Origin of the sequence: Chryseobacterium shigense (assembly GCF_900156575.1) — a bacterium.
GTDB classification, from domain to species: domain Bacteria; phylum Bacteroidota; class Bacteroidia; order Flavobacteriales; family Weeksellaceae; genus Chryseobacterium; species Chryseobacterium shigense.
This window is the reverse complement of record NZ_FTNY01000006.1, coordinates 84,503-104,872: the sequence shown is the minus strand read 5'-3', so window position 1 is coordinate 104,872 and position 20,370 is coordinate 84,503. Positions and strand designations below refer to the sequence as shown.

At 33.6% G+C, this 20,370-nt stretch carries 21 protein-coding genes and 1 tRNA gene; 8 read left to right on the top strand and 14 right to left on the bottom strand.

Features of this window, described 5'->3' with window-relative positions; translation table 11 throughout:
• Positions 1-369: 369 nt before the first annotated feature.
• The 13 genes from BW964_RS19060 to mce all read right to left on the bottom strand — a co-directional run bounded on the left by BW964_RS19060 (position 370) and on the right by mce (position 11,202).
• A complete protein-coding gene (locus BW964_RS19060; protein WP_123911916.1) occupies positions 370-927 on the bottom strand; it encodes a hypothetical protein in 558 nt (185 codons plus the stop codon).
• 118 nt (positions 928-1,045) lie between these two features.
• Positions 1,046-1,258: a hypothetical protein gene (locus BW964_RS19055; protein ID WP_076509648.1), complete on the bottom strand. Its 213-nt coding sequence runs from the start codon at positions 1,256-1,258 to the stop codon at positions 1,046-1,048.
• 148 nt (positions 1,259-1,406) lie between these two features.
• Positions 1,407-3,305 (bottom strand): P-loop NTPase fold protein, encoded by a 1,899-nt coding sequence (locus BW964_RS19050; RefSeq protein ID WP_076509646.1) that lies wholly within the window; start codon positions 3,303-3,305, stop codon positions 1,407-1,409.
• Positions 3,306-3,628: 323 nt separating this feature from the next.
• A complete protein-coding gene (locus BW964_RS19045) occupies positions 3,629-4,186 on the bottom strand; it encodes a hypothetical protein (RefSeq protein ID WP_076509644.1) in 558 nt (185 codons plus the stop codon).
• Between the two features lie 436 nt (positions 4,187-4,622).
• Positions 4,623-5,261 carry a hypothetical protein gene (locus BW964_RS19040; protein ID WP_076509642.1) on the bottom strand — a complete coding sequence of 213 codons (639 nt, stop codon included), beginning with the start codon at positions 5,259-5,261 and terminating at the stop codon, positions 4,623-4,625.
• 26 nt (positions 5,262-5,287) lie between these two features.
• A complete protein-coding gene (locus BW964_RS19035; RefSeq protein WP_076509640.1) occupies positions 5,288-6,433 on the bottom strand; it encodes a relaxase/mobilization nuclease domain-containing protein in 1,146 nt (381 codons plus the stop codon).
• Positions 6,426-6,875, bottom strand: a complete 450-nt coding sequence (locus BW964_RS19030; protein ID WP_076509638.1) for a plasmid mobilization protein — start codon at positions 6,873-6,875, stop codon at positions 6,426-6,428. The genes BW964_RS19035 and BW964_RS19030 overlap by 8 nt, the downstream gene beginning before the upstream one ends.
• 148 nt (positions 6,876-7,023) lie before the next feature.
• Complete coding sequence (locus tag BW964_RS19025; RefSeq protein ID WP_076509635.1) at positions 7,024-7,902, bottom strand: toprim domain-containing protein; 879 nt, start codon at positions 7,900-7,902, stop codon at positions 7,024-7,026.
• Positions 7,903-8,249: 347 nt separating this feature from the next.
• Complete coding sequence (locus tag BW964_RS19020) at positions 8,250-9,281, bottom strand: AAA family ATPase (protein ID WP_076509633.1); 1,032 nt, start codon at positions 9,279-9,281, stop codon at positions 8,250-8,252.
• Between the two features lie 85 nt (positions 9,282-9,366).
• Positions 9,367-9,663, bottom strand: a complete 297-nt coding sequence (locus BW964_RS19015; RefSeq protein WP_076509631.1) for a helix-turn-helix domain-containing protein — start codon at positions 9,661-9,663, stop codon at positions 9,367-9,369.
• A 107-nt stretch (positions 9,664-9,770) separates the two neighbouring features.
• Entirely contained in the window at positions 9,771-10,526 is a 756-nt protein-coding gene (locus tag BW964_RS19010; RefSeq protein ID WP_076509629.1) for a hypothetical protein, read from the bottom strand.
• A gap of 141 nt (positions 10,527-10,667) precedes the next feature.
• Positions 10,668-10,741 (bottom strand) — tRNA-Ile (locus BW964_RS19005).
• Between the two features lie 62 nt (positions 10,742-10,803).
• Positions 10,804-11,202, bottom strand: coding sequence for a methylmalonyl-CoA epimerase (gene mce, locus BW964_RS19000; protein WP_076509627.1), 399 nt, complete (start codon positions 11,200-11,202; stop codon positions 10,804-10,806).
• 94 nt (positions 11,203-11,296) lie between these two features.
• Between mce and rbfA the strand changes: the two genes are divergently transcribed.
• The 8 genes from rbfA to BW964_RS18960 all read left to right on the top strand — a co-directional run bounded on the left by rbfA (position 11,297) and on the right by BW964_RS18960 (position 19,634).
• Positions 11,297-11,656 carry a 30S ribosome-binding factor RbfA gene (gene rbfA, locus BW964_RS18995; protein WP_076509625.1) on the top strand — a complete coding sequence of 120 codons (360 nt, stop codon included), beginning with the start codon at positions 11,297-11,299 and terminating at the stop codon, positions 11,654-11,656.
• A gap of 4 nt (positions 11,657-11,660) precedes the next feature.
• Complete coding sequence (locus BW964_RS18990) at positions 11,661-12,866, top strand: ABC transporter permease (protein WP_076509623.1); 1,206 nt, start codon at positions 11,661-11,663, stop codon at positions 12,864-12,866.
• Positions 12,867-12,936: 70 nt separating this feature from the next.
• Positions 12,937-14,733 (top strand): endonuclease, encoded by a 1,797-nt coding sequence (locus tag BW964_RS18985; protein WP_076509621.1) that lies wholly within the window; start codon positions 12,937-12,939, stop codon positions 14,731-14,733.
• Between the two features lie 60 nt (positions 14,734-14,793).
• Entirely contained in the window at positions 14,794-15,531 is a 738-nt protein-coding gene (locus BW964_RS18980) for a shikimate dehydrogenase family protein (RefSeq protein WP_076509619.1), read from the top strand.
• Positions 15,532-15,606: 75 nt separating this feature from the next.
• On the top strand, positions 15,607-17,412 hold the full coding sequence (locus BW964_RS18975) for a DUF349 domain-containing protein (protein WP_076509616.1): 1,806 nt from the start codon (positions 15,607-15,609) through the stop codon (positions 17,410-17,412).
• Positions 17,413-17,476: 64 nt separating this feature from the next.
• The gene (gene ribD / locus BW964_RS18970) at positions 17,477-18,523 is read left to right on the top strand and encodes a bifunctional diaminohydroxyphosphoribosylaminopyrimidine deaminase/5-amino-6-(5-phosphoribosylamino)uracil reductase RibD (protein ID WP_076509614.1); all 1,047 of its coding nucleotides are present in this window, start codon (positions 17,477-17,479) and stop codon (positions 18,521-18,523) included.
• Between the two features lie 81 nt (positions 18,524-18,604).
• Entirely contained in the window at positions 18,605-18,826 is a 222-nt protein-coding gene (locus tag BW964_RS18965; protein ID WP_076509612.1) for a hypothetical protein, read from the top strand.
• A 205-nt stretch (positions 18,827-19,031) separates the two neighbouring features.
• The gene (locus BW964_RS18960; protein ID WP_076509610.1) at positions 19,032-19,634 is read left to right on the top strand and encodes an IMPACT family protein; all 603 of its coding nucleotides are present in this window, start codon (positions 19,032-19,034) and stop codon (positions 19,632-19,634) included.
• Here BW964_RS18960 and BW964_RS18955 read toward each other — a convergent pair.
• The gene (locus BW964_RS18955; protein WP_076509894.1) at positions 19,631-20,338 is read right to left on the bottom strand and encodes a zinc metallopeptidase; all 708 of its coding nucleotides are present in this window, start codon (positions 20,336-20,338) and stop codon (positions 19,631-19,633) included. The genes BW964_RS18960 and BW964_RS18955 overlap by 4 nt on opposite strands.
• Positions 20,339-20,370: the final 32 nt, after the last annotated feature.

Sequence of the window (20,370 nt, the reverse complement as noted above, 5' to 3'; positions counted from 1 at the left end):
TTGTGTAATTCCTTTAAAAAGTTTATCCAAGTAGCTTACTTCGGCAACCTTGTATCTTCATATTTTGCCCTTTCAGTTTTTAAAGACACCAACCAATCCAAGTACATATTTTGTGGCATACTGCGGTAACCTATTTTATGAATGTGAGCATATTCTTTATTCATCAAATCAAATAATTCTTTAGCTTTCGAGTCGTTTAATGTTGCCTGAATTCCATATTTTTTATGATGTCTTTTAACATTGCTACTAACTTTCTGGGGCGCCTCAATGGGCGGTCAAACGAACCGTCAACTTTCAGTTAAAATATAAAATTCAATTGAAGCACAAAACGTGATTATTGTAATTCAGCACGCCTGAAGTAAAACCCTGTTAGTTGAAGTCCTTATTTTCCCAAGTGAAATTTTTTAAATTTTCACCAAAATCAACAACATTATTGACAATTTCTACAGTCGTACTTTTCCCTTTTTTGTCTATTTCAAGTAGAGAAACATTTGCCAATTCAAAATTTTCCTCTAGAAATTCAGGTAGTAAAGCTAAATTATATCCCAAATAGTCACTTTTTACACTAGGATATTTTACTCCACCAATATTTGGTGAAGAATTTAGTGAAAGATTAAAATAGGAGGACGAAATTTTATATCGTTCGTGACTATCAATTATTTTTTTTGCAAACTCTGAAGTGAAAAATTCTAAAATTAATTTAAACCTTTCTTCATAGTCAGGAAGTTGATTTTTTAAATTATTCCAATGATAATTAAATGCTCTTCTGTTTTCTTCTGATTTCAAATAATCTTCTGAAAAGATAATCTCTAAAACTTCTGTTTCTTTTTTAAGTTTCCATCTTCCAAGTGTTGCATAAAACTTTTTGTCAAGATTGCCGTTTTTCTCCATATCACGAAAAATTTCGCTTGTTTCAATAAGGCTCACAAAACGTGGAAGTTTTATATTTTCAGATTCAAAAGCACCATAAAAGATAGATTGATTTGGATAATTTGCTCTTCCGTAATTTCTTATATTTTCAATGTCTTTTCTATAACTAATATCATCAATAGAATAAAAATAATTTATCTTCTTGGTTCATTCTTAACCTGTCAACGTAAAAATTGTTTTTTAAAATTGCCGTAGGAAATGGGATAAATGATAATTCCCTAATTTTATTGAATAATTCGTCATCAGAAATTTCTGTCAGATCATAAGATTTTAATTCTTCAATTATTTTTCTAATTTCTTCAATAGCTGGTAATTTTTTAAAATTCATTTTAGCGGTTTGTTAAAGTTTTGGGGCTTTACGTTCGGTCGTGAAATAAAAGCACAAAAGCTAAATTTATTATTATAGTTTAATTTAAAACTGCTGTTAAATTTTTGCATTTCAGCCACCTTATGCAAAACCCTTTTTAGCAGTGATATTATAATCTTTCAATTGATTTTTCAATCATTGTATTTAGTTCGTTTAATGCGTAAATTCTGATTATTTTATCTCTATTCTTTTTACTTTTAATTTCTTTCAAAAGTTTGGTCTGCAATTTCAAAAGTAAATCTTTTTCCTGCCGTTGATGGTCTTCTATTGTTATGTTTGAGTATGTTTTTTCAGGAAAATATCTATATTCAATAAATTGCTTAAATCTAAAAATACCGTCATTGTTAAGTCCAAGAATTGTTTCAGCAAACTTATTAGGATTTAGTTTTGAAAACATAGGTGTATGCTCAATTATATTACCTAAGCTTTCATCGTATTTTCTTGTTCTTTGATATAAATCATCAACATTATCACTTGTAATGTTGTAAAAAATTTCTTCCACAACATTCGTCGATTGTTTGAGTTTAATTGACGCTAAAATATCTTTTGTGTATTTAACAAGTGATTTAAATTCTTCTGTCTTTTCCGATGCATAAGCTTTTTGCCAAGAACCCCAAGTCAGCATTGAAAAACCTCTTTCGTCTTTAAACTCTGAAAGGTTTGTTTTCTTAATTAATACTTTGGCTCTATGGATAACTTGTGTTTTATTTTTCTTCCGGTATAGTTTTACGTCTATAAGAGAAAATAAAATTCCAGAGATATGTAGTATTTCAGTTATGTGAAAATCTTCTGTCGTAAAAAAACTTGTACTAACACTTTCTAATAAGGATAAAAAATCGTCATCATCTAATAGTTGCCAATACCAAAGTTTTTCCCAATCTTTTTCTACTTTGCCTGTAGCGTAAATTGTAGAATTATTAATTTCATTAACTATCCCTGTATAGTCTCCATTCTTTATAAAATCAATCAACTTAAAGGAAGTGAATAATCTTGTAGAGTGAAAAAGAGAAAATGTTGCAACAATCTCTTCATATTGCGTATAATTTTTTTCACTTTTATCATCAGCAAAATATAGTGTCTCTTGAAATGAAGATATGTCTTCATTCCCAGTTTTAAATTCAAGGAAATAAATTATAAAATAGCTTAAATAATTTTTGATTAACTCTTTATACTTTTCCTCGTCTGTAGACAACTTATCATCTATAAACTTGAATAGTCGTTCAAAATCGTAAATTGCTCTTTGTAAAACTCTGAGATTTTCTTTCTTAGAAATATCAAAAATTTTAATGATTAAATCCTTTGATGCAAATAATTGTGTTTTAATATCGCTAGTAATAGATTCTAAGAAGAAATCAATTGCTTGTTCTGTATCTGGTTTGATTTCAAATGTTTGCCCAATTATTTTCTCCTTAAAAATTGGATAGTTATACTTACTGTCTTTTGTGTGTTCCTCTTCTATTTTGTCTTCGTCAGAAATCAAAATCACTTTGCACTGTGAATGTTCTACAAAATCATTAATAAAACCATAGAGTTCATCTAGTGGTATTTTACAACGTTCAATGTCATCAAATATGAGAATACGATTACCTTTTATTTTATTATTTGAGGATTTGAAAATAGAAATTGGATCAAAATTTATATTTAAACTTCCATCCGCTTTATTGTCATTGTCGTAGTCAAAATCAATTTTTAATGTTGATTTTATAAATCCTTTAAAAATGTCAGTTGCGAATTTCGTGCCTTTGGAATAAAGGAAGGGTGATATTTTAGCTTTCAGTGATTCAATGATTTCACTTTTTTTAGAAACCCCATTAAGCGAAACATAAATTGGTTTTAAATTTATCTCTTCATTTTCAGAAACAACTTGTGCGTTATCCCATTCTTCAATTATACCTCTGATAAAAAATGTTTTTCCTGCTCCCCATTTCCCTTTTAGCATTACAGCAAAGTTTGGGTTTTGAGAAGTTACGAAATAGTTAAGATATTCTTTTGTTGTATGATTTGCCATTTAATTTACGATATGTCGTTTTAATATTGCAGCTAACGTTTCGGGACTTTGCTATGACGGGGGCAGCTAAGTAAGAAATCTTCAATTTTATATAATATTTCAATCGAAGAATTACTGTTTAACTTTTCAGTTACGCCATACTATAGCAAAACTGTTGTTAGCTGTAGTTTTTTTTATGTTTCGAGTTGTGTTTGTGGGGTTTTAAATCAGGATGTTTAGGTTTTACTTCAGGGGTTACTCGTCTTCTCTTGTCGGGAGTTCCGTCTTCCTTCTTAGGTTTATGCCCTGATTAGATTGCTTTGACTGTAGTCATTTTAAAAATTTTAGCTAATGATGTTTTTCAGCCTGTTGTATTTTGAAATTTCTTTTTCAAAGTCAGTGTCCGAAAAAGATTGCATTTTAAATTCAAATGGAATTTTTGTCTCAACATACTTTATGAATGATTGGATTCCATTATAAAATGACTTTCTCCATTGGGGGTTATTAATCGTGTTATAATATTTTTCTCCTAAAACTCCAAATTCCTCTCTAAAAGCCATTTCACTTTCGAACATATATCTATGAAATACTTTATAATTATCGAAGTCAATTGTGATTAAGCGGTTAAATTCATTTTTACTATTTTGTGTTAGGTTATCAACGATTTTTTGAATATTATGACTAAGTTTTTTAATTTTTTCATATGCTCGCTTTTCGTCAAGTTCCGTTTCGAAAATGAACAAAGCTTTTAGCGAACATTCTAAAGAAAACATTAACTCTATCACTAATTTAGAACGAAGTCCGATATGAGTGGCACTTTCTTCTAACTGATTATATCTTAAAAGATAATCTCTTGCATCATTTAAAAAGTATTCGAAAAGTACTTTTTTTATTTCGTTCATTTGTATAGTTTAGGGTTTGAATTACGGCTAACACCCAAATATACGCATTGTGTTAATATAATTTATATTTACTTGTGCTAGTTCTTTTTATTTTTTTTCATAAAATACTTATTATGTGTTGCTTAGGATTTATTAATTTTTAATGTAAGAAAATCAAAACGCACACTACCAAACTAAACTATACCTAGCAGTGCCAAACTGCGCTTAAAATGCTATGCCATTTAAATGCGTTAACTAATGACTGGTTGAGTTTATCAAAAGCAGTTTAGATATTTTAAAAAAATCAATTAATTTTAACACAAAAAGTTTATCGAATATGATGGAAAATATTACTAAAAGGATTTATCAATAACTTAATAGAACACCATTAATTTTTTCAATTCTTATATTACCTACATACATTCAAAGATGCAGAAAAATTCAGGAATAATTTTTTCTATTGATTTTCCTTTCTCGCCTCAAACCCATCCTTAAATCTCAAAAAATCTTCCGCTTTTTTAGGGTTATTCTTAATCCACAATTGCATTACTTGAGTATTTTCGCTCAAGATTTTAATCTCATTTTCATCGTAGATTTTTTTTCCTTCATCAGCAATTTCTTTTAAAATATCTTGACGTAGTTCACTTTTTGCTTTGATGCTTTCTCTGTACCAATTGGTTGCGAAATTGATAGAAATAATCAATACAAAAACTGCAAAAATTGCAACTCCAATTCCGCTCCAAATAAATTTCTCCAATTTTTTTGCTGTTTTTTGAAGACTTTCCAAATAATCACTGGTTTTTTGTGAAATAACGGCGTTTATTATAGTAGCAGTATCTGCTAAATGCTGATTTCTTGAAAGTTGTTCTTTTTCATAAAATCCCAATACCTCATTAGGAATTTCTTTTACGACTTCAAAGTCTAATTGCAGTTGACCAATTGCCAATACCAGATCTTCAATATCCGATTTCACTTCCGCATTAGATTCCCTATTCTCCATATTTGAAGCAATGTTATTGTCATTAGATTTTATCACGTTTTCCAAAAGTTCCATTCCACTACTTTTAGATTCTTCATTTTGTTTTTGATTTTCCATTTTTTCTATTTTAAAATTGTTAATATTTATCTTGATTTCCGCTTCTTTTTCCAGAGTTCATTTTCGTCCTGAGAAACATAGGTTGGTTTAAGGAGGTCTCCTAATAATCCACCTGCAATTTCTATTAAGCTTTCATTTGTTACTGATTCTCTATGAGTGTTTTGATCAATAATTTCATTATTCTTGTTTAATAATGTTGCCAAATCACCAAGATCAGAATCTATTGCAGAAAGAGAAAACCCGACATTTTTCCGAAAAAAGAAGCCGTTTTTGTGTTGATTGCTATCAACTTTATTTATCCATATATCCTGAATTTCATTTTTTTGATTGGCTTTAAATTCTCCGTTATATTGGATCTTTACTGAAAATCCTTTTCGTTGAAGATTTTCCCGAAATACCTTTAAGTTGTCAGCGTTTTTTTGTGCTTCCTTGACCGCTTTCTTCACTTCAAATACAGATTTTATTTCGGAGATTTTCAATTGATTTGAGATTTCAGATAATTTGTAACCAGCTTTATAGATTCTTTCAGTTTGAAAATTTTTGTCCTTTTCCATCACAATTCGCATTCCCGAAATTCCATTCTTGACATTTGAAGACAATTGAATTTCAAAACCTCTTTTCTTCATTGCTACGATCAGATCATCAAAATTATCTTCTGACCTAATGGCTTCGGTCAAGCTTTTCAGCATTTCCGCTTTTTTCTGAATTCCTATTTCCACATCGGTTAATAGTCCTTTTTCTTTACAAACTTCCCGAACGGCTTCTCCGAATCTTCTTCCTATATCGTGTGATTTGACGGTACATTTCCCCAAAATATCAATCCTGTTCACGATAAAATGGATGTGTTTTTGCTTCGTACTGTTGTGAATGTCCAATCGATATTGGTTGTTTTCTGACACTCCAATTTTTTCTAAAGCTTTGGTGGCGATGTCTAAAAATTCTTCATCCGTCAACTTTCTCCCGATCTCGTCAGGTTGAGAAATATAGCCTGTCAATGCCCATTTCTCTACTTTAGGGTTTCGATTGGCTACGGTTTTCATTTCGTGAAATTGACCTTCGCCCGTATCACTCAAAAGACAATTCGAAGCAACCATTTCTGCTGTTCCTTTATCATTTCCATTATATTCCAAAGCAATCTTTGTGATAGCTCTTGTGGTTGCAGAATTATTCATTTTTCTGAGTTTTAGAATATAAATATTGATGAATTAATCCGATTAGATTTTCAATTCTCACTAAAATTTCTTTCTTGTTTTCAAAAACATTCCATTCACGATTTCGTAAAAGATTGCTAATTTTTTTAAAATGAGTTCCGTATTGAAGTAAGATTTCATCAGTTTGAAATTCATTAATTTTCAGTTCTTTTTCGAACAAAATATTCCGGATATAGGTTGATAATTTCAGAGGATATTTTTCTTGTTTTTGAATGAGAATTTCATATTCAGAATTGGTCATTCTGATTGAAATTACTTTATCCAGTTTTTTATTTTCCTTGGTCTTCAAGCCACCTTTCCGACCAAGTTCCTGGAAATGTTTTTTTCTCTTTTCCTGAGCAATTCTTGCTTCATTTTCTTTAGTGGCTTCATTTATAAATTCTTGTAAAAAGTCTTTTCCCATTGTGTTTAATTTTAGTGTGTTTCAAAACATTTCTGACGATAGGAAGAAATCAAAAATCCCAATTTTGCAATCAGCGGCTACGCTTATTGTAAACTTTGGGTACTTTTTGCACTAACATACCACCATATTTTACCTGTGTTTATTTTACTCACCTTCTCCTTTGTTTGACTTGTCTTTCAGGTGATGGGTTTTTATGAATCATCCAATCATTCAAGTCTTTAAAATCTGAATATAAAACCCTACAATCTTCTACGTTTTGATTTTCATTTTTAATCATTTCAATCGCACGATTTCCGGCTTCGTCATTGTCAAAATAAAGCTCAATATTTTCATAATTATCGAGTGAATTTTTAATCTTAGAAATCATCGAAACTGAATTCAAAATGAGATAATCGGCAGGCTCTTTTTGTAAAAATTCCTCTATATTTTTAAATGAAAGAAAATCGAAAAAGCCCTCGAAAACCCGAAGCGATTCTGATGCATTTTTTATGGTAGAAACATCCTTTTTACCCAAACAAATTTTTGAATATTTATTGCGGATTTCATAACCACCGGAATCGTTTTTAAATCCAATTCCGAAATAATAATTGTCATTCATTCGATAATGAATCTCTTTTAAAAATTCGATTTGGCTATCTACTTTTCTTTCATTCAAATATTCCAGAAGTGCAGGATGCTGAACGTTCTTAATTTCAATGATCTCATAATTTGCAGGAAGATTTTCTACTTTCCGATCTGAGATATTTTGCTGGTGAAAAGAAGAGAAATTCTGATCTTCTGCCCAAACTAAAACTTCATTGACCGAAGCGTTTAGGTATTTCTTCATAAAGTCGGTGTTGGTTCCACCGATTCCTTCTGAAAACAGATACCAATAGTTTAGGCTTTTATTGATTTTAAAAGAGGCTTGGGATTCGCGGGCAAAGGGGTTGAGATACCAAGCTTCTTTTTCATTTTGTTTTGTGGGAAGGTGTCCGAGAGAAAGGAGGACTTCTTCCAACGGTATGCTGTTGAATTGTTTGCAGTTCATTTTGTAATGTTTAATGTTTTTAGTAATAAATAGTAGGTGTACTATTGGTTCAAATTGACGGGTTTAGTTTTGAAGAATTTTGAAGAATTGACGAGTAGCAACAAGGCTAAATCTTAACTAAATATTTTTTCAATTAATTGAAAAACAATAATTTGCGTAAAATATTTAATCGAAAATAATATTATTTCGTCTCGTCGCTAAATTATCTTGAAAATAGCTCGTTGCTTAGTGACGAGACAATATGAAGTAATGATTAGCGACGAGATGAATCTTTTAACACATAAAGCTTATACTATTCATTTTCAGATAGTTAACCATTAAAATATCCTCGTCGCTTTTCGTTGTTGTTATTGGCTTTTTTTATGATACTTATTAATCCTTCTCCGGATTGCAGATTCACTCACACCCAATCTTTTTGCTATCTCTACATTCGATAAATTTTGATTCTTCAGTTCAATAATCTCATCAATCCTATCCTTAGACTTCTCACTGATCTTCTTCAAATGTTCATCTTCCGAATTAAGATCAACAAACTTGAACTGTAAGAATGAACTTTCTTTCACTACTTCACATTCAATAACATTGTTTTCGTGAAATTCAATCGGATAATTCCTGTTTTTAAGTTGTTTTATATATCTTATTTTCGAACCTTTGATGGATTCTCCAATACAAAAAACGGTATCACAAAAATTGCTCAAAGCCTTGCTTCCAGCCAGATCTTCCAACTGGATAGGCTTGAAAATATCTCTTTTAGGAGTATGGGCAATGAGCAGGATCGCAAGACTCTTCTTTCGGGATAGGTCTAATATCAGTTTCATCAGGGATAGGGCTTCTTTGCTTTTTTCATTGGTTGCCGATAAAAAAGTAATGTTATCTATGATCACAACCTGTGCATTTGATTTTTCAACCTGAAACTTTACAGATTCTATGATTAATTCTTCAAATGATTTCTCATCGGATTCTAAATGTTTGTCTCTATCAATTTCAACACGGATAAAATCATCGCTGAATTGATGTGAGTTTTCATCTTCATCCGAGTATCTTCTTTGAAATGCTTTTGTTGAAAGCTCAAAATCAAAATAGATTGCAATTTGTTTATACACATCCAAAGTAATTATTGAATGTCCTTTTGTTATGCTGTCCGCCAATTGTACGGCTAAAATTGATTTTCCTTTTCCGGTATTGCTAAATAAAATTGCTACTTCTCCCTGATGCCATATGTTCCCGAAAAGGGGCTTAGGATTAGGTAGCTTTTTGGCGATCTCTATCCATTCGTTCGCTAAATGATCCATCAGTATATTAATTTCATTAGAACTACTTACTGCACTATTGAATTTACCATCTGAAAGATCGGTCAACCTGTTTGGTTTTATGTCCATAACTGTTTGATAATTGATAAATACGGACTATATCTGTCTCATATTTAGGTTTGAAACAAGAATTGTTAAAAGCATAACAGAGCAATTATGCTTTTTTATTGGTATGGTGATTTTTTAAAAGATTTTCTGCATCTTTTTCGGAGTAGATCTTGTTTTCTTTTATCCAATCGTGCAGTTCGGATCTGAAAAAGAATAGTAGTCCATTGGTGGGCTTATAAAAGGGAATAAGTCCGGCAGATGTTAATTTTGAAAGTAAGCTGTAGCTTACATTGAGATATTTGAGAACTTCATTCGAGGTCAAAACATCTTTGCTGTTAATAAAGTTCTCCTTCAGGAGTTTCTTTATTTCGTTTAATTCTTGCTGTAATTGAACTTGTGTCATATCAGTTGTTTTTGATTAATGACACAAAATTGTATAAATGAACGTGGATGAAACCTTAGAAATTAACTTCTGACAGCAAAAAGTTAATAGATAAATTGTAGAAAAAATTAACTTTTACCGACACTAACACATTGGCTTTTAGAAGACTTAATAGAACGCCAGTTGAGATTTTGATAGCCGTTATTATTCTTTTTATATCTTTTAAACAACAATTGGATCCGGATCTGATAAATACCCGTATGGTCGTGGATCGCATCGATTAAAGATATAATGTCATTATTTGAGAGGTCTTCATTTAAAAGGATAGTATTTGATCCGGCATTCCGTTTCCCCTCTATGAGTTCAGTAAAAAAATCCAGATCATATTCGCAAATATCAAAATATTTATTTGCTTCTTCATTGTAAAAATTCTCAAGCTTTTCTCTTGATCTTTTTGATAATTTTTTATTCGGTTTGTAATTTAAACAGTCCTGCGAATTATTGTCCTTATGATAAATAAAATTAAAAACTGATTGAAGCTTATTTAATTTTTCCTGATAAAACAATTGTACAGCTTCCACCTTGAAAATGGATTGCAGATCACAATTGATATGACTTGTATCCAAACCCTTCACAAATTCTCTGAGAATGAAATAATTTTCGCCTCGTAGAAAATAAATTGCTGGGATCATTAACATTGGCGCACCAATAACCAACGGAAAAATTGTAAGCAATGAAAAACCGCTGGCTTCAGAAATTATATTGCAGATCAAAGCAATTGCAATGAGTATAGGAAAGTAAAAAAATGCGATATAAAATTTAAGTTTTTCAAAACGGATTGATAAAAATCGATCGAGTGTGTTAAAATATATATTTTCCATCATTGTAATTTTTTTCAAAAATACAATTATTTGCAATTAAATGAAAACAATAACTATCTTTGAATCAGCAACTACGTTATACTTTTGTTATACTTGAAACCAAAAAAAAGCACCTACATCGCTGTAAGTGCTTGATTTAAAAGGTGGTCCCACTTGGGCTCGAACCAAGGACAACCTGATTATGAGTCAGGTGCTCTAACCAACTGAGCTATAGGACCTCAAAACTTGGTTAAATTTTGTGATTGCAAAAATAGTAAAATTTCTTTCACTACAAAACTTTTTATTGCTTTTCTTGACAAAGTTCTACCAGCACCCCATTGGTGGATTTCGGGTGCAGGAAGACAACTAATTTGTTATCAGCACCTTCTTTCGGTTCTTCAAAGATAAACTGGAATCCTTCTTTTTTTAATCTTTCGATCTCTTCAAGAATATTTTCTACGCCAAATGCCAGATGATGGATACCTTCGCCCTTTTTATCGATAAATTTTGAGATCGGACTTTCAGGATGACTCGCTTCTAACAGCTCTATTTTACTTTCTCCTGTCTCATAAAAAGAAGTGACGACTCCTTCCCTTTCCACACTTTCTTTTTTATAGGATTCTTTTCCTAATAATTTAGCAAAAAGCTCATCAGAGACCCCCAAAGATTTCACGGCAATACCAATATGTTCTAGCTTCATAAATACTAATAAATATAATTAAATCGTAAATTTGATACCGGAGCTGAATTTCAAAGGTATCAATTCAAACAAAAGTACTAAATTTGCATAACTTATGGAAAGTAACAGACAAAGAAAAGTAGCACAGATCATTCAGGAAGACTTCGCAGAGCTTTTCCGCAAACAGGCTTCAGAAAGCAAGCAGAGTATATTAGTATCCGTTTCAGACGTAAAAGTATCGGCAGACCTTGGGGTTGCCAAGATTTATTTAAGTATTTTCCCTCAGGAATTTCGTTCTGCGGTTATGAAGGAAATTGAAGAAAATAAAGCTCAGTACAGAAATTTTATTGGCCAGAAGATGGGGAAACAGGTACGTATCATTCCTCAACTTAACTTTTACCTGGACACTGCTCTTGATGACGTTGAAAAATTAGAGAAAGAACTAAGAGGCGAAGGCGACAACCCGGTTTTATAAGATCTTGAAGAATATTGCATTTTACATAGCATCCAGATACCTTTTGGCTAAAAAAGGAAGTACCGCCGTGACGTTCATTACGTGGCTTTCGGCAGGTGCCATGATGGTTGCTGTAACTGCAATGTTCGTCATCATTTCAGTATTCTCAGGACTTGAAACCCTGAACAAAGATCTTATTTCCAATCTTCACGCGGACCTGACTCTTAAAAGTGCTTCAGGAAAAACAGTTAAAAATCTGGACAAGGTGATGCATGTTTTAAAAAACAATAAGGCCATCAGCAGTTTTTCGCGTGTGATTGAAGAGAAAGTCTATGTCAATTATAAAGGAAAGGGGGATATTGCCTACATAAGAGGGGTAGACTCCGCTTATATAAAGGTTAATCCTATCAATGAGGAAGTATTTTACGGAACTTATCCAAGTTTCAAATATTCTAATGAAGTATTGATGGAAACCAATCTGCATAACAGGTTATCCATTCCCATAGACTCTACAAGCAATTATGCTACGGTTTTCATGCCTAAACCCGGAACCGGCATCATCAATAAGGAAGAAGATATTTATAACAAAAGAGATTTTCTGGTTACTGGTGTTTTTCCCGGAAAAGAACAACTGGACAGTTACATCATTGCGCCTATCGAACTTACGGAAGAACTTCTTAGCTTGCCAAAAAAATCAGCGTATCAGATTGTTATCAAGTTAAAAAATCCGGAAAATGCCGACAGTGTAAAACAAAACCTACTTAGCTCGCTGGGTAAAAATGTAGAAATAAAAACTAAGGAAGAAGAAAATGCAGCCTTCTGGAAGATGATCAATACAGAAAAAATGTTCATCTACCTGATCTTTGCACTCGTTATCTTCATTACTACATTCAATCTGGCAGGGGCCATTATTATTCTTCAAATTGACAAAAAAGAACAATCCAGATCCCTTATTTCACTTGGTTTTCCCTTAAGCCATTTAAGGATGACCTATTTTTATACCGGAATACTTATCGTGATATCCGGAGTCATCTCAGGATTAATTGCAGGAACTATCCTTTGCTATTTCCAGCTTTACACGGAATTCTTCCGAGCCAACGAACTATTGCCATTCCCGGTAAAAATTGTTGGGAAGAATTATGTTATTGTAGCACTTACTGCTTCCCTTTTCGGAATCATAATTTCATGGTTCTTTTCCAAAATCAACAAAGACTATATTACTAAAAGTTAATATACTTCCTCAAAAATAAAATATACTTCATTTTTGAATTTTTGTACCTTTACATCCCAATTTTTTTTAAATGAAACGAATTTTATCTTTTTTTTTATTAAGCTTTGTATTAATTAATACATTAGCCCAAATTCCGGCAGGATACTATAATCCCGCTACTGGTTTAACAGGTGCTCCTCTGAAAACAGCCCTGAAAACGATCATAGAAAACGGACACATAGATCACGGGTATGATGGACTATGGAGTGGTTATAACACAACAGATCGTGATTATTTCTACGAAAATGACGGAACTGTTCTTGACATGTACTCTGAAAACCCTGCAGGAACAGATCCATATAATTTTACACCTGGAATTAAGAAATGTGGAAATTATGTCAATGAAGGAGACTGCTACAACCGTGAACACGTCATCCCTCAAAGCTTATTTAGCTCAGCCTCTCCAATGGTAGCAGATATTCACTTTATTCGTCCTACTGATGGAAAAGTAAATGGTAAGAGATCAAATTTTCCGTACGGAAAAGTAGGAAATAATGTTTCTTACACTTCACAAAACAATTCTAAATTAGGCACCTCTGTATCTCCCGGATATTCAGGAACGGTATTTGAACCTATCGATGCATTTAAGGGTGATGTTGCTAGGATGATCTTTTATTTTGTAACAAGATACGAAGCCAAGCTATCAGGTTTTACGTCAGGAGGAATGTTAGGAGGTTCAACATTTCCAGGGTTACAACCTTGGGCTCTTCAGCAATATTTGGAATGGCATATCATGGACCCTGTATCTCCTGAAGAAATAGCGAGAAACAATGCATCATATACTTATCAGGGAAACAGAAACCCTTTTATTGATCACCCTGAATATGCAGCTCAAATCTGGGGAACTCCGGTTCTGGATACGACTCCTCCTACTTCTGCAACCAATGTGGTGGCCAACAACCCGACCTCGAACTCTGTAGCTTTAAACTGGACTGCCGCTACAGATAATATCGGAGTAGCATCTTATGAGATCTATGCGAACAGTGTTTTAAAAGCTACTGTTTCAGGATCTTTAACGTCAACTGTGGTTACCAATTTATCATCTTCTACAGCCTATAACTTTTATATTATCGCTAAAGACGCTGCTGGAAATCCATCCCCTCAAAGTAATATCGCTACAGAAACTACTCTGGCTGGTCAACCTGGCGGAAACACAAGCTGCGGAACTGAAAACTTTGATAATATCCCCGCTTCTGACTCGGGCTATTCAACAAGAACATGGACAAATAATAATATCATATGGACTGCAACAGATGCAAGAACTGACCAGACTATTTCAGGCAAAGCAATTACCATCAGAGACGGAAGCCTTACGAGTTCTTCAATTTCTGGAGGAGTTAAAAGCTTATCTGTAAAAGCCCAATTAAAATTTGGTGGGAGTTCAGGAAATCTAAATGTTCAGATCAATGGAGTTACCGTAGGAACAATAGCCTACTCTTCAACCGCTCCAACCGCTGCAATTACAATTGATAATATTAACGTAAGTGGGGATGTCATCATTAAAATAGTCAACCCAATCACAACAAACAGAGTGGCTATCGATGACCTAAGCTGGACATGTTTCAATTCATTAGGAACTTCAGATGTGAAAAAAGAAAAATCTGAATTTTCTATTTACCCTAACCCGGTGAGAAATAATGAATTATTTGTGAAAGGTGAAAACTTAAGCAAAATTGTAAAAGCTGAAATCTATGACCTTTCAGGAAAACTTATTGAAGTGATCTTCAATCCTTTCAAAAATTCTAATAAAATCAGTCTGAAAGGACTGACCAAAGGAAACTACATCCTGAAAACAGACCGTTTCTCTACAAAATTCATTGTAGAATAAACCTTAAAAATATTTGATTATAAAGACCGATTTATTCGGTCTTTTTTTTATTTTTGATCTATGGATTCCAATAAAAAACTAGGGCTCATAGGAAAGAATATTTCCTATTCCTTTTCCAAAAAATTCTTTGAAGACAAGTTCCAGAAGCTTATGCTGAAAGACTTCACCTACGATATTTTTGATCTGAATGAAATAAATGAAGTGGAAAACCTCTTTACCGATCCGGAACTTTTAGGATTCAATGTGACGATCCCTTACAAGGAAAAGATTATCGAATACCTCGACGGACTTAGTGATGAAGCAGAAAAAATAGGTGCGGTCAACTGCGTTTTGATCAAAGACGGAAAAAAGATCGGTTATAACACCGATGCTTTTGGTTTCGAGAAAACATTTCTACTTCACAAGAAAACCCACCAGGATAAAGCTTTAATCCTGGGAAACGGAGGTGCCGCGAAAGCCGTAAAATATGTAATGGATAAACATGGAATTCCATCGATTATCATTTCAAGAAATGCTGAGATTAATTTCAAAAACCTGGACCAGGAAACCGTTCGTGATCATAAAATCATTATCCAGTGTACTCCCGTAGGAACATTCCCCAATGTTGAAGACTGCCTCGAGTTTCCCTTTGAAGGAATCACTCCCAAACACCTGATTATTGATCTGATCTACAACCCCAACTACACTCAATTCATCATTAAAGCATCTGAAAAAGGGGCTAAAACCGTGAACGGATATTACATGCTTGAACAGCAAGCAGAAAAAGCTTGGGAAATTTGGAATTTTCAAAAAAAATAACCTAAATTAGTACCTTAATTGGCTTTACAGCTATATCAAAAACGATATTAACGCCACTCACATAAAAGATTTGCTATGACTACAGAAAACAATCTTTCTGAAAACGAAGAAAATAAAAATTCTAACGAAGTATCTCAACAGGAAACGTCGGAAGTACCTACATCTCATACTGAAACTCCTCCCGCTGATGAAGCAGAACATACAGAAGAGGAACATGCAGATGATATTTCTCTCGCTGATGCTTTGAAAGAAATGGAAACGATCATCAACACAGCCAATGCCGGTGAAAATTTCAAAAGATTCAATCTGTTAAAAGAAAAAGCAAGTCATTACATTCATGATGAAGTGGAAGACAAAAAGCATGAACATGAAGAAGGAGGAAATGCGCCTGAAAACTTCAGCTATGAGCATCCTTTACAGTCTAAATTGTCTGCTCTGATTAATATTTTCAGAGAAAAACATGACACTTACCAGAAATCACAGGATGAAGAACAAAAGAAAAACCTTGATCACCGTCAGAATATTATAGAAAGACTTAAAAATCTTTATACCAATTCTGAACCGGGAACCAATCTTTTCAAATCTATCCGTGAAATCAAAGAAGAATGGTCAAAAGCAGGTCAGGTAGCGAAATCCGAATTCAAGATTCTTAACAATAACTATTTCCACCATCTGAACCAGTTTTATCAAATGCTGGATCTGAATAAAGAATTTCTGGAGCAGGAATTCAGTCACAATCTGGAAAAAAGACAGCACATCATTGCAAGAGCTAAAGAACTTGAAAGTGAGCCTGTGATTCAAAAAGCATTAAACGAACTTCAGTATCTTCACAAACTTTGGAAAGAAGAAGCTGAACCGGTAGCTGAAGAATTCCGTGAAAAAACATGGGAAGAATTCAAAGAAATTTCCAATAAAATTCATGAAAGAAAATCTGAATTGTCGGCAGCCATCGAAGGAGAGCAGAATGACAATCTGGAAAAGAAAAATCAGATCATTGCAGAGATCAAAAAACTATCTGAGCCTTCTGAAACTCCTAATCACAACTACTGGCAGAATTCGATCAAAAGAGTTGAAGATTTACGTACTGAATTTTTAAAAACAGGAAGTGTTCCAAGAAAACTATCCAATCAGAACTGGAATGACTTCAAAACCATCCTTAGAAGCTTCAATACAACAAAGAATAATTATTATAAATCTCTGAAAGGTTCCCAACAGTCTAATCTTGAAGAAAAATTAAAACTCATTCAGACTGCTCAGGATAATATGAATAATGAAGAATGGGATATTACCGTTCCTTTATTCAAGAAACTTCAGGAAGACTGGAAAAAAGTAGGTCATGTTCCTAAAAGTATGACCAACAAGATTTGGGACGAATTCCGTGATGCGTGTAATACCTTCTTCAACAATTACAGAGAGAAAAACAATGCCTCCAATGATAACTGGAAGGAAAACTACAAGCATAAAAAGGAAATTCTGGAAGACCTGAAAACAGTCTCCAATGACGAAGGCAGTATTGAAAAAATAGAAGCCATAAAAACAGCCTGGAATAACATTGGAAAAGTACCAAGAGACAAAATCGCGATCAACACCGAGTTCAACAGAACATTAAGAGAAAAGTTGAAATTGAATAAAATCAATGAACTTGAACTGAAAGAAGAAGGACTGACAGAGAACCAGCTTACAGATAAAGCAAGAAAAATCAAGAGCCAGATTTCTGATCTTGAAGGTGAAATTGTAAAACTGGAAAACAACCTTTCATTCTTCAAAAACCCATCAAAAGAAAATCCACTTCTAAGAGATACCTTTAATACCATCGACGAGAAGAAAGCACATCTTGAAACTTTAAGACAAAATCTTCACAATATTATTGCAGGAGAGTAATCTATTAAAACATATCATAAAGGCGAAGCAAAGAAATTTGTCTTCGCTTTTTATTTTTCAACTTATGAACAACGACGAACAATATATAAAAAGATGCATCGAGCTTGCCGAAAAAGCATTAGGTAACACCTATCCCAATCCTCTGGTAGGAAGCGTGATCGTCCATGACGGAAAAATTATCGGAGAAGGCTATCACCACAAGGCAGGAGAAAATCATGCTGAGATCAACGCAATCAGCTCTGTGGAGAATAAAGAACTGATTCCTGAATCCACAATTTATGTTTCTCTGGAACCTTGTGCCCATTATGGAAAAACACCGCCTTGCGCTTTAAAAATTAAAGAACTTGGATTCAAAAAAGTAGTAATCGGCGCGATGGACTCCCATGATAAAGTAAACGGCAAAGGAAAAAAAATCATCCAGGACGCAGGTATAGAAGTAGTTTCCGGAGTATCAGAAAACGAATGTGTAGAACTCAATAAAAGATTTTTCACCTACCACGAAAAGAAAAGACCTTACATTATCCTGAAATGGGCAGAATCAGGAGATGGCTTCTTAGATAAAGATTTCAAACCTACCGCTATTTCCAATTCACTTGTCAATCAGTTTGTTCACCAGTTAAGAGCAAACGAACATGCAATTCTGGTCGGAACTCAAACGGCTTTAAATGACAATCCGAGTTTAACGGTTAGAAATGCGGAGGGAACCAATCCAGTACGGGTTCTCATAGACTTTGATTTAAAAGTTCCGACCCATTTTAAGATCTACAATAATGAAGCTCCAACTCTGGTCATCAACACCACTAAAGAAGGAATAGAAAACAACATCAGATTTATTAAAGTTGAAAAGAAGAATTTCCTACAGGATCTGATGCATGCACTTTATAAAGAGCAGATACAATCCATTATTATAGAGGGCGGAACTTATACTCTACAGCAATTCATCAATGCCGGACTTTGGGACGAAGCAATAGTCATTAAAAATGATGCTCTGAAGCTGGAAAACGGAACAAAAGCTCCGCAGTTTGATTTTAGAACCAACCAGGTTTTAAGCTTTAAAGACAATACAATTGAAAAATACATTAAAAATCAATTTCACAATAATTCATTTTAACATAATAAAATAATCTAAAATTATCGTTTTTTACATGTAAATAATTCATTAATTTGTTATACAAATTTAAAAAAAAACATTATGAAAAATTTAAAAAATGTAAAAGGCGCAAAAATGCTTACAAGAAATGATCAAAAATCAATTATTGGAGGATTTAACCAATGCGGAGCACCTTGGTTACCCAATCAAGGATGCGGACCCGATCAATGCTGCATAGGAAGTGCTTGTCACCCTATTTCAGATGCTGGTCAACAATGGGGTTTATGCAACACACCTGTTCTACCACCCTGCTGTAACGAATAAATATATTGACAAACTTTAACTATAGCTGAGTAATACAATCAGGTATAAGATTTACTTCCAGTCCTTCTTTTCTAGATTGATAATAAACATCTGAAAAGAAGGATTTTTCTATACTTTACCTGGAAATAGATATTTAAAGAGTATTCCGGCTCTTTTTTGTTTATTATAAAACGTAATTTTGTAAAAATAAATTGGAAAGGCATAAATGTTCGAATACAAAACCATAGAGAAACCTGTAGAAAATACATTATTGAAAGAAAAAGGAAGCAAGTTCATTGGATTTGCATTCCCTGTCAGCAATGATAAAGAACTGAAAAATGCCCTGGAAAAAGTAAGAACGGAACATCCGAAAGCAACTCACCACTGCTATGCTTTCAGAATGGGCCTGGAAGGTGAAAATTACCGTGCGAATGATGACGGAGAGCCCTCCGGAAGTGCGGGACTTCCTATTTACAACCAGCTTTTAGCACATGAAATCACCAATGTTCTTGTTATTTCAGTCCGTTACTATGGCGGCACCAAACTTGGGGTTTCCGGTCTTGTTAAAGCCTATAAAGAATGCGCAAAGATCACCCTGGATGAAGCTAATATTATCACAAGGGAGCTTGAAGCAGAAATTGAAATTCAGTTTAATTTCAACCAGCAGAATACGATTTTCACTCTTCTTTCTAAATTTGATGCTAAAGTTTTAAACTTCGATGCCAACGAAAACTGTATACTGACAGCCTCTTTAAAACTAGCACTAAAAGAAAGCATCTCAGATAAATTATCCGAGATGCAGTATATTTCATTTGAATTTAAAGATTAATTTCGTCTGCCTCCTAAGAGCAAAGAAGCCCAGTAAATAAGCTGTGCCAGCGATCCGATGGCTGCTACCACATAAGTTCTGGCTGCCCACTTCAGACTGTCCTGCACCCCTACAAACTCCTCCTGAGTCACTGTACCCGTATCTTTAAGCCATTTCATAGCTCTGTTACTGGCATCATATTCCACCGGAAGCGTTACAAAAGCAAAAAGCGTGGTCATGGCAAACATCGCCACTCCAATAGCTAAGACCGCTGTATTTCCATTTGGATTCTCAATGGATCTTGTAGCTGCCATTACCCCAATACCTGCGATCAGGACAAACTGCATTAAATTAGAAGTTATATTGACGACAGGAACCAATTTAGAACGCAGATTCAGCATCGAATATCCTACCGCATGCTGTACCGCATGTCCGCATTCGTGAGCAGCTACTGCTGCTGCTGCCGCATTTCTCTGCATATAGACTCCCTCAGAAAGATTGACTGTTTTATCTGCCGGATTATAGTGATCTGTAAGCTGACCGGGAACTGAAATAACCTGTACATCGTTGATCCCATTATCTCTAAGCATTTTTTCCGCCACTTCCTTACCTGATAGACCATTTCTAAGATGTACATTGGAATAATATTCAAATTTCGATTTCAATCTGGACGAAACCCACCAGCTTACCAGCATTGAAACACCGATAATGATATAATAACCCATCATTTTATTTAGATTTTTGTGTTTAAATTTTA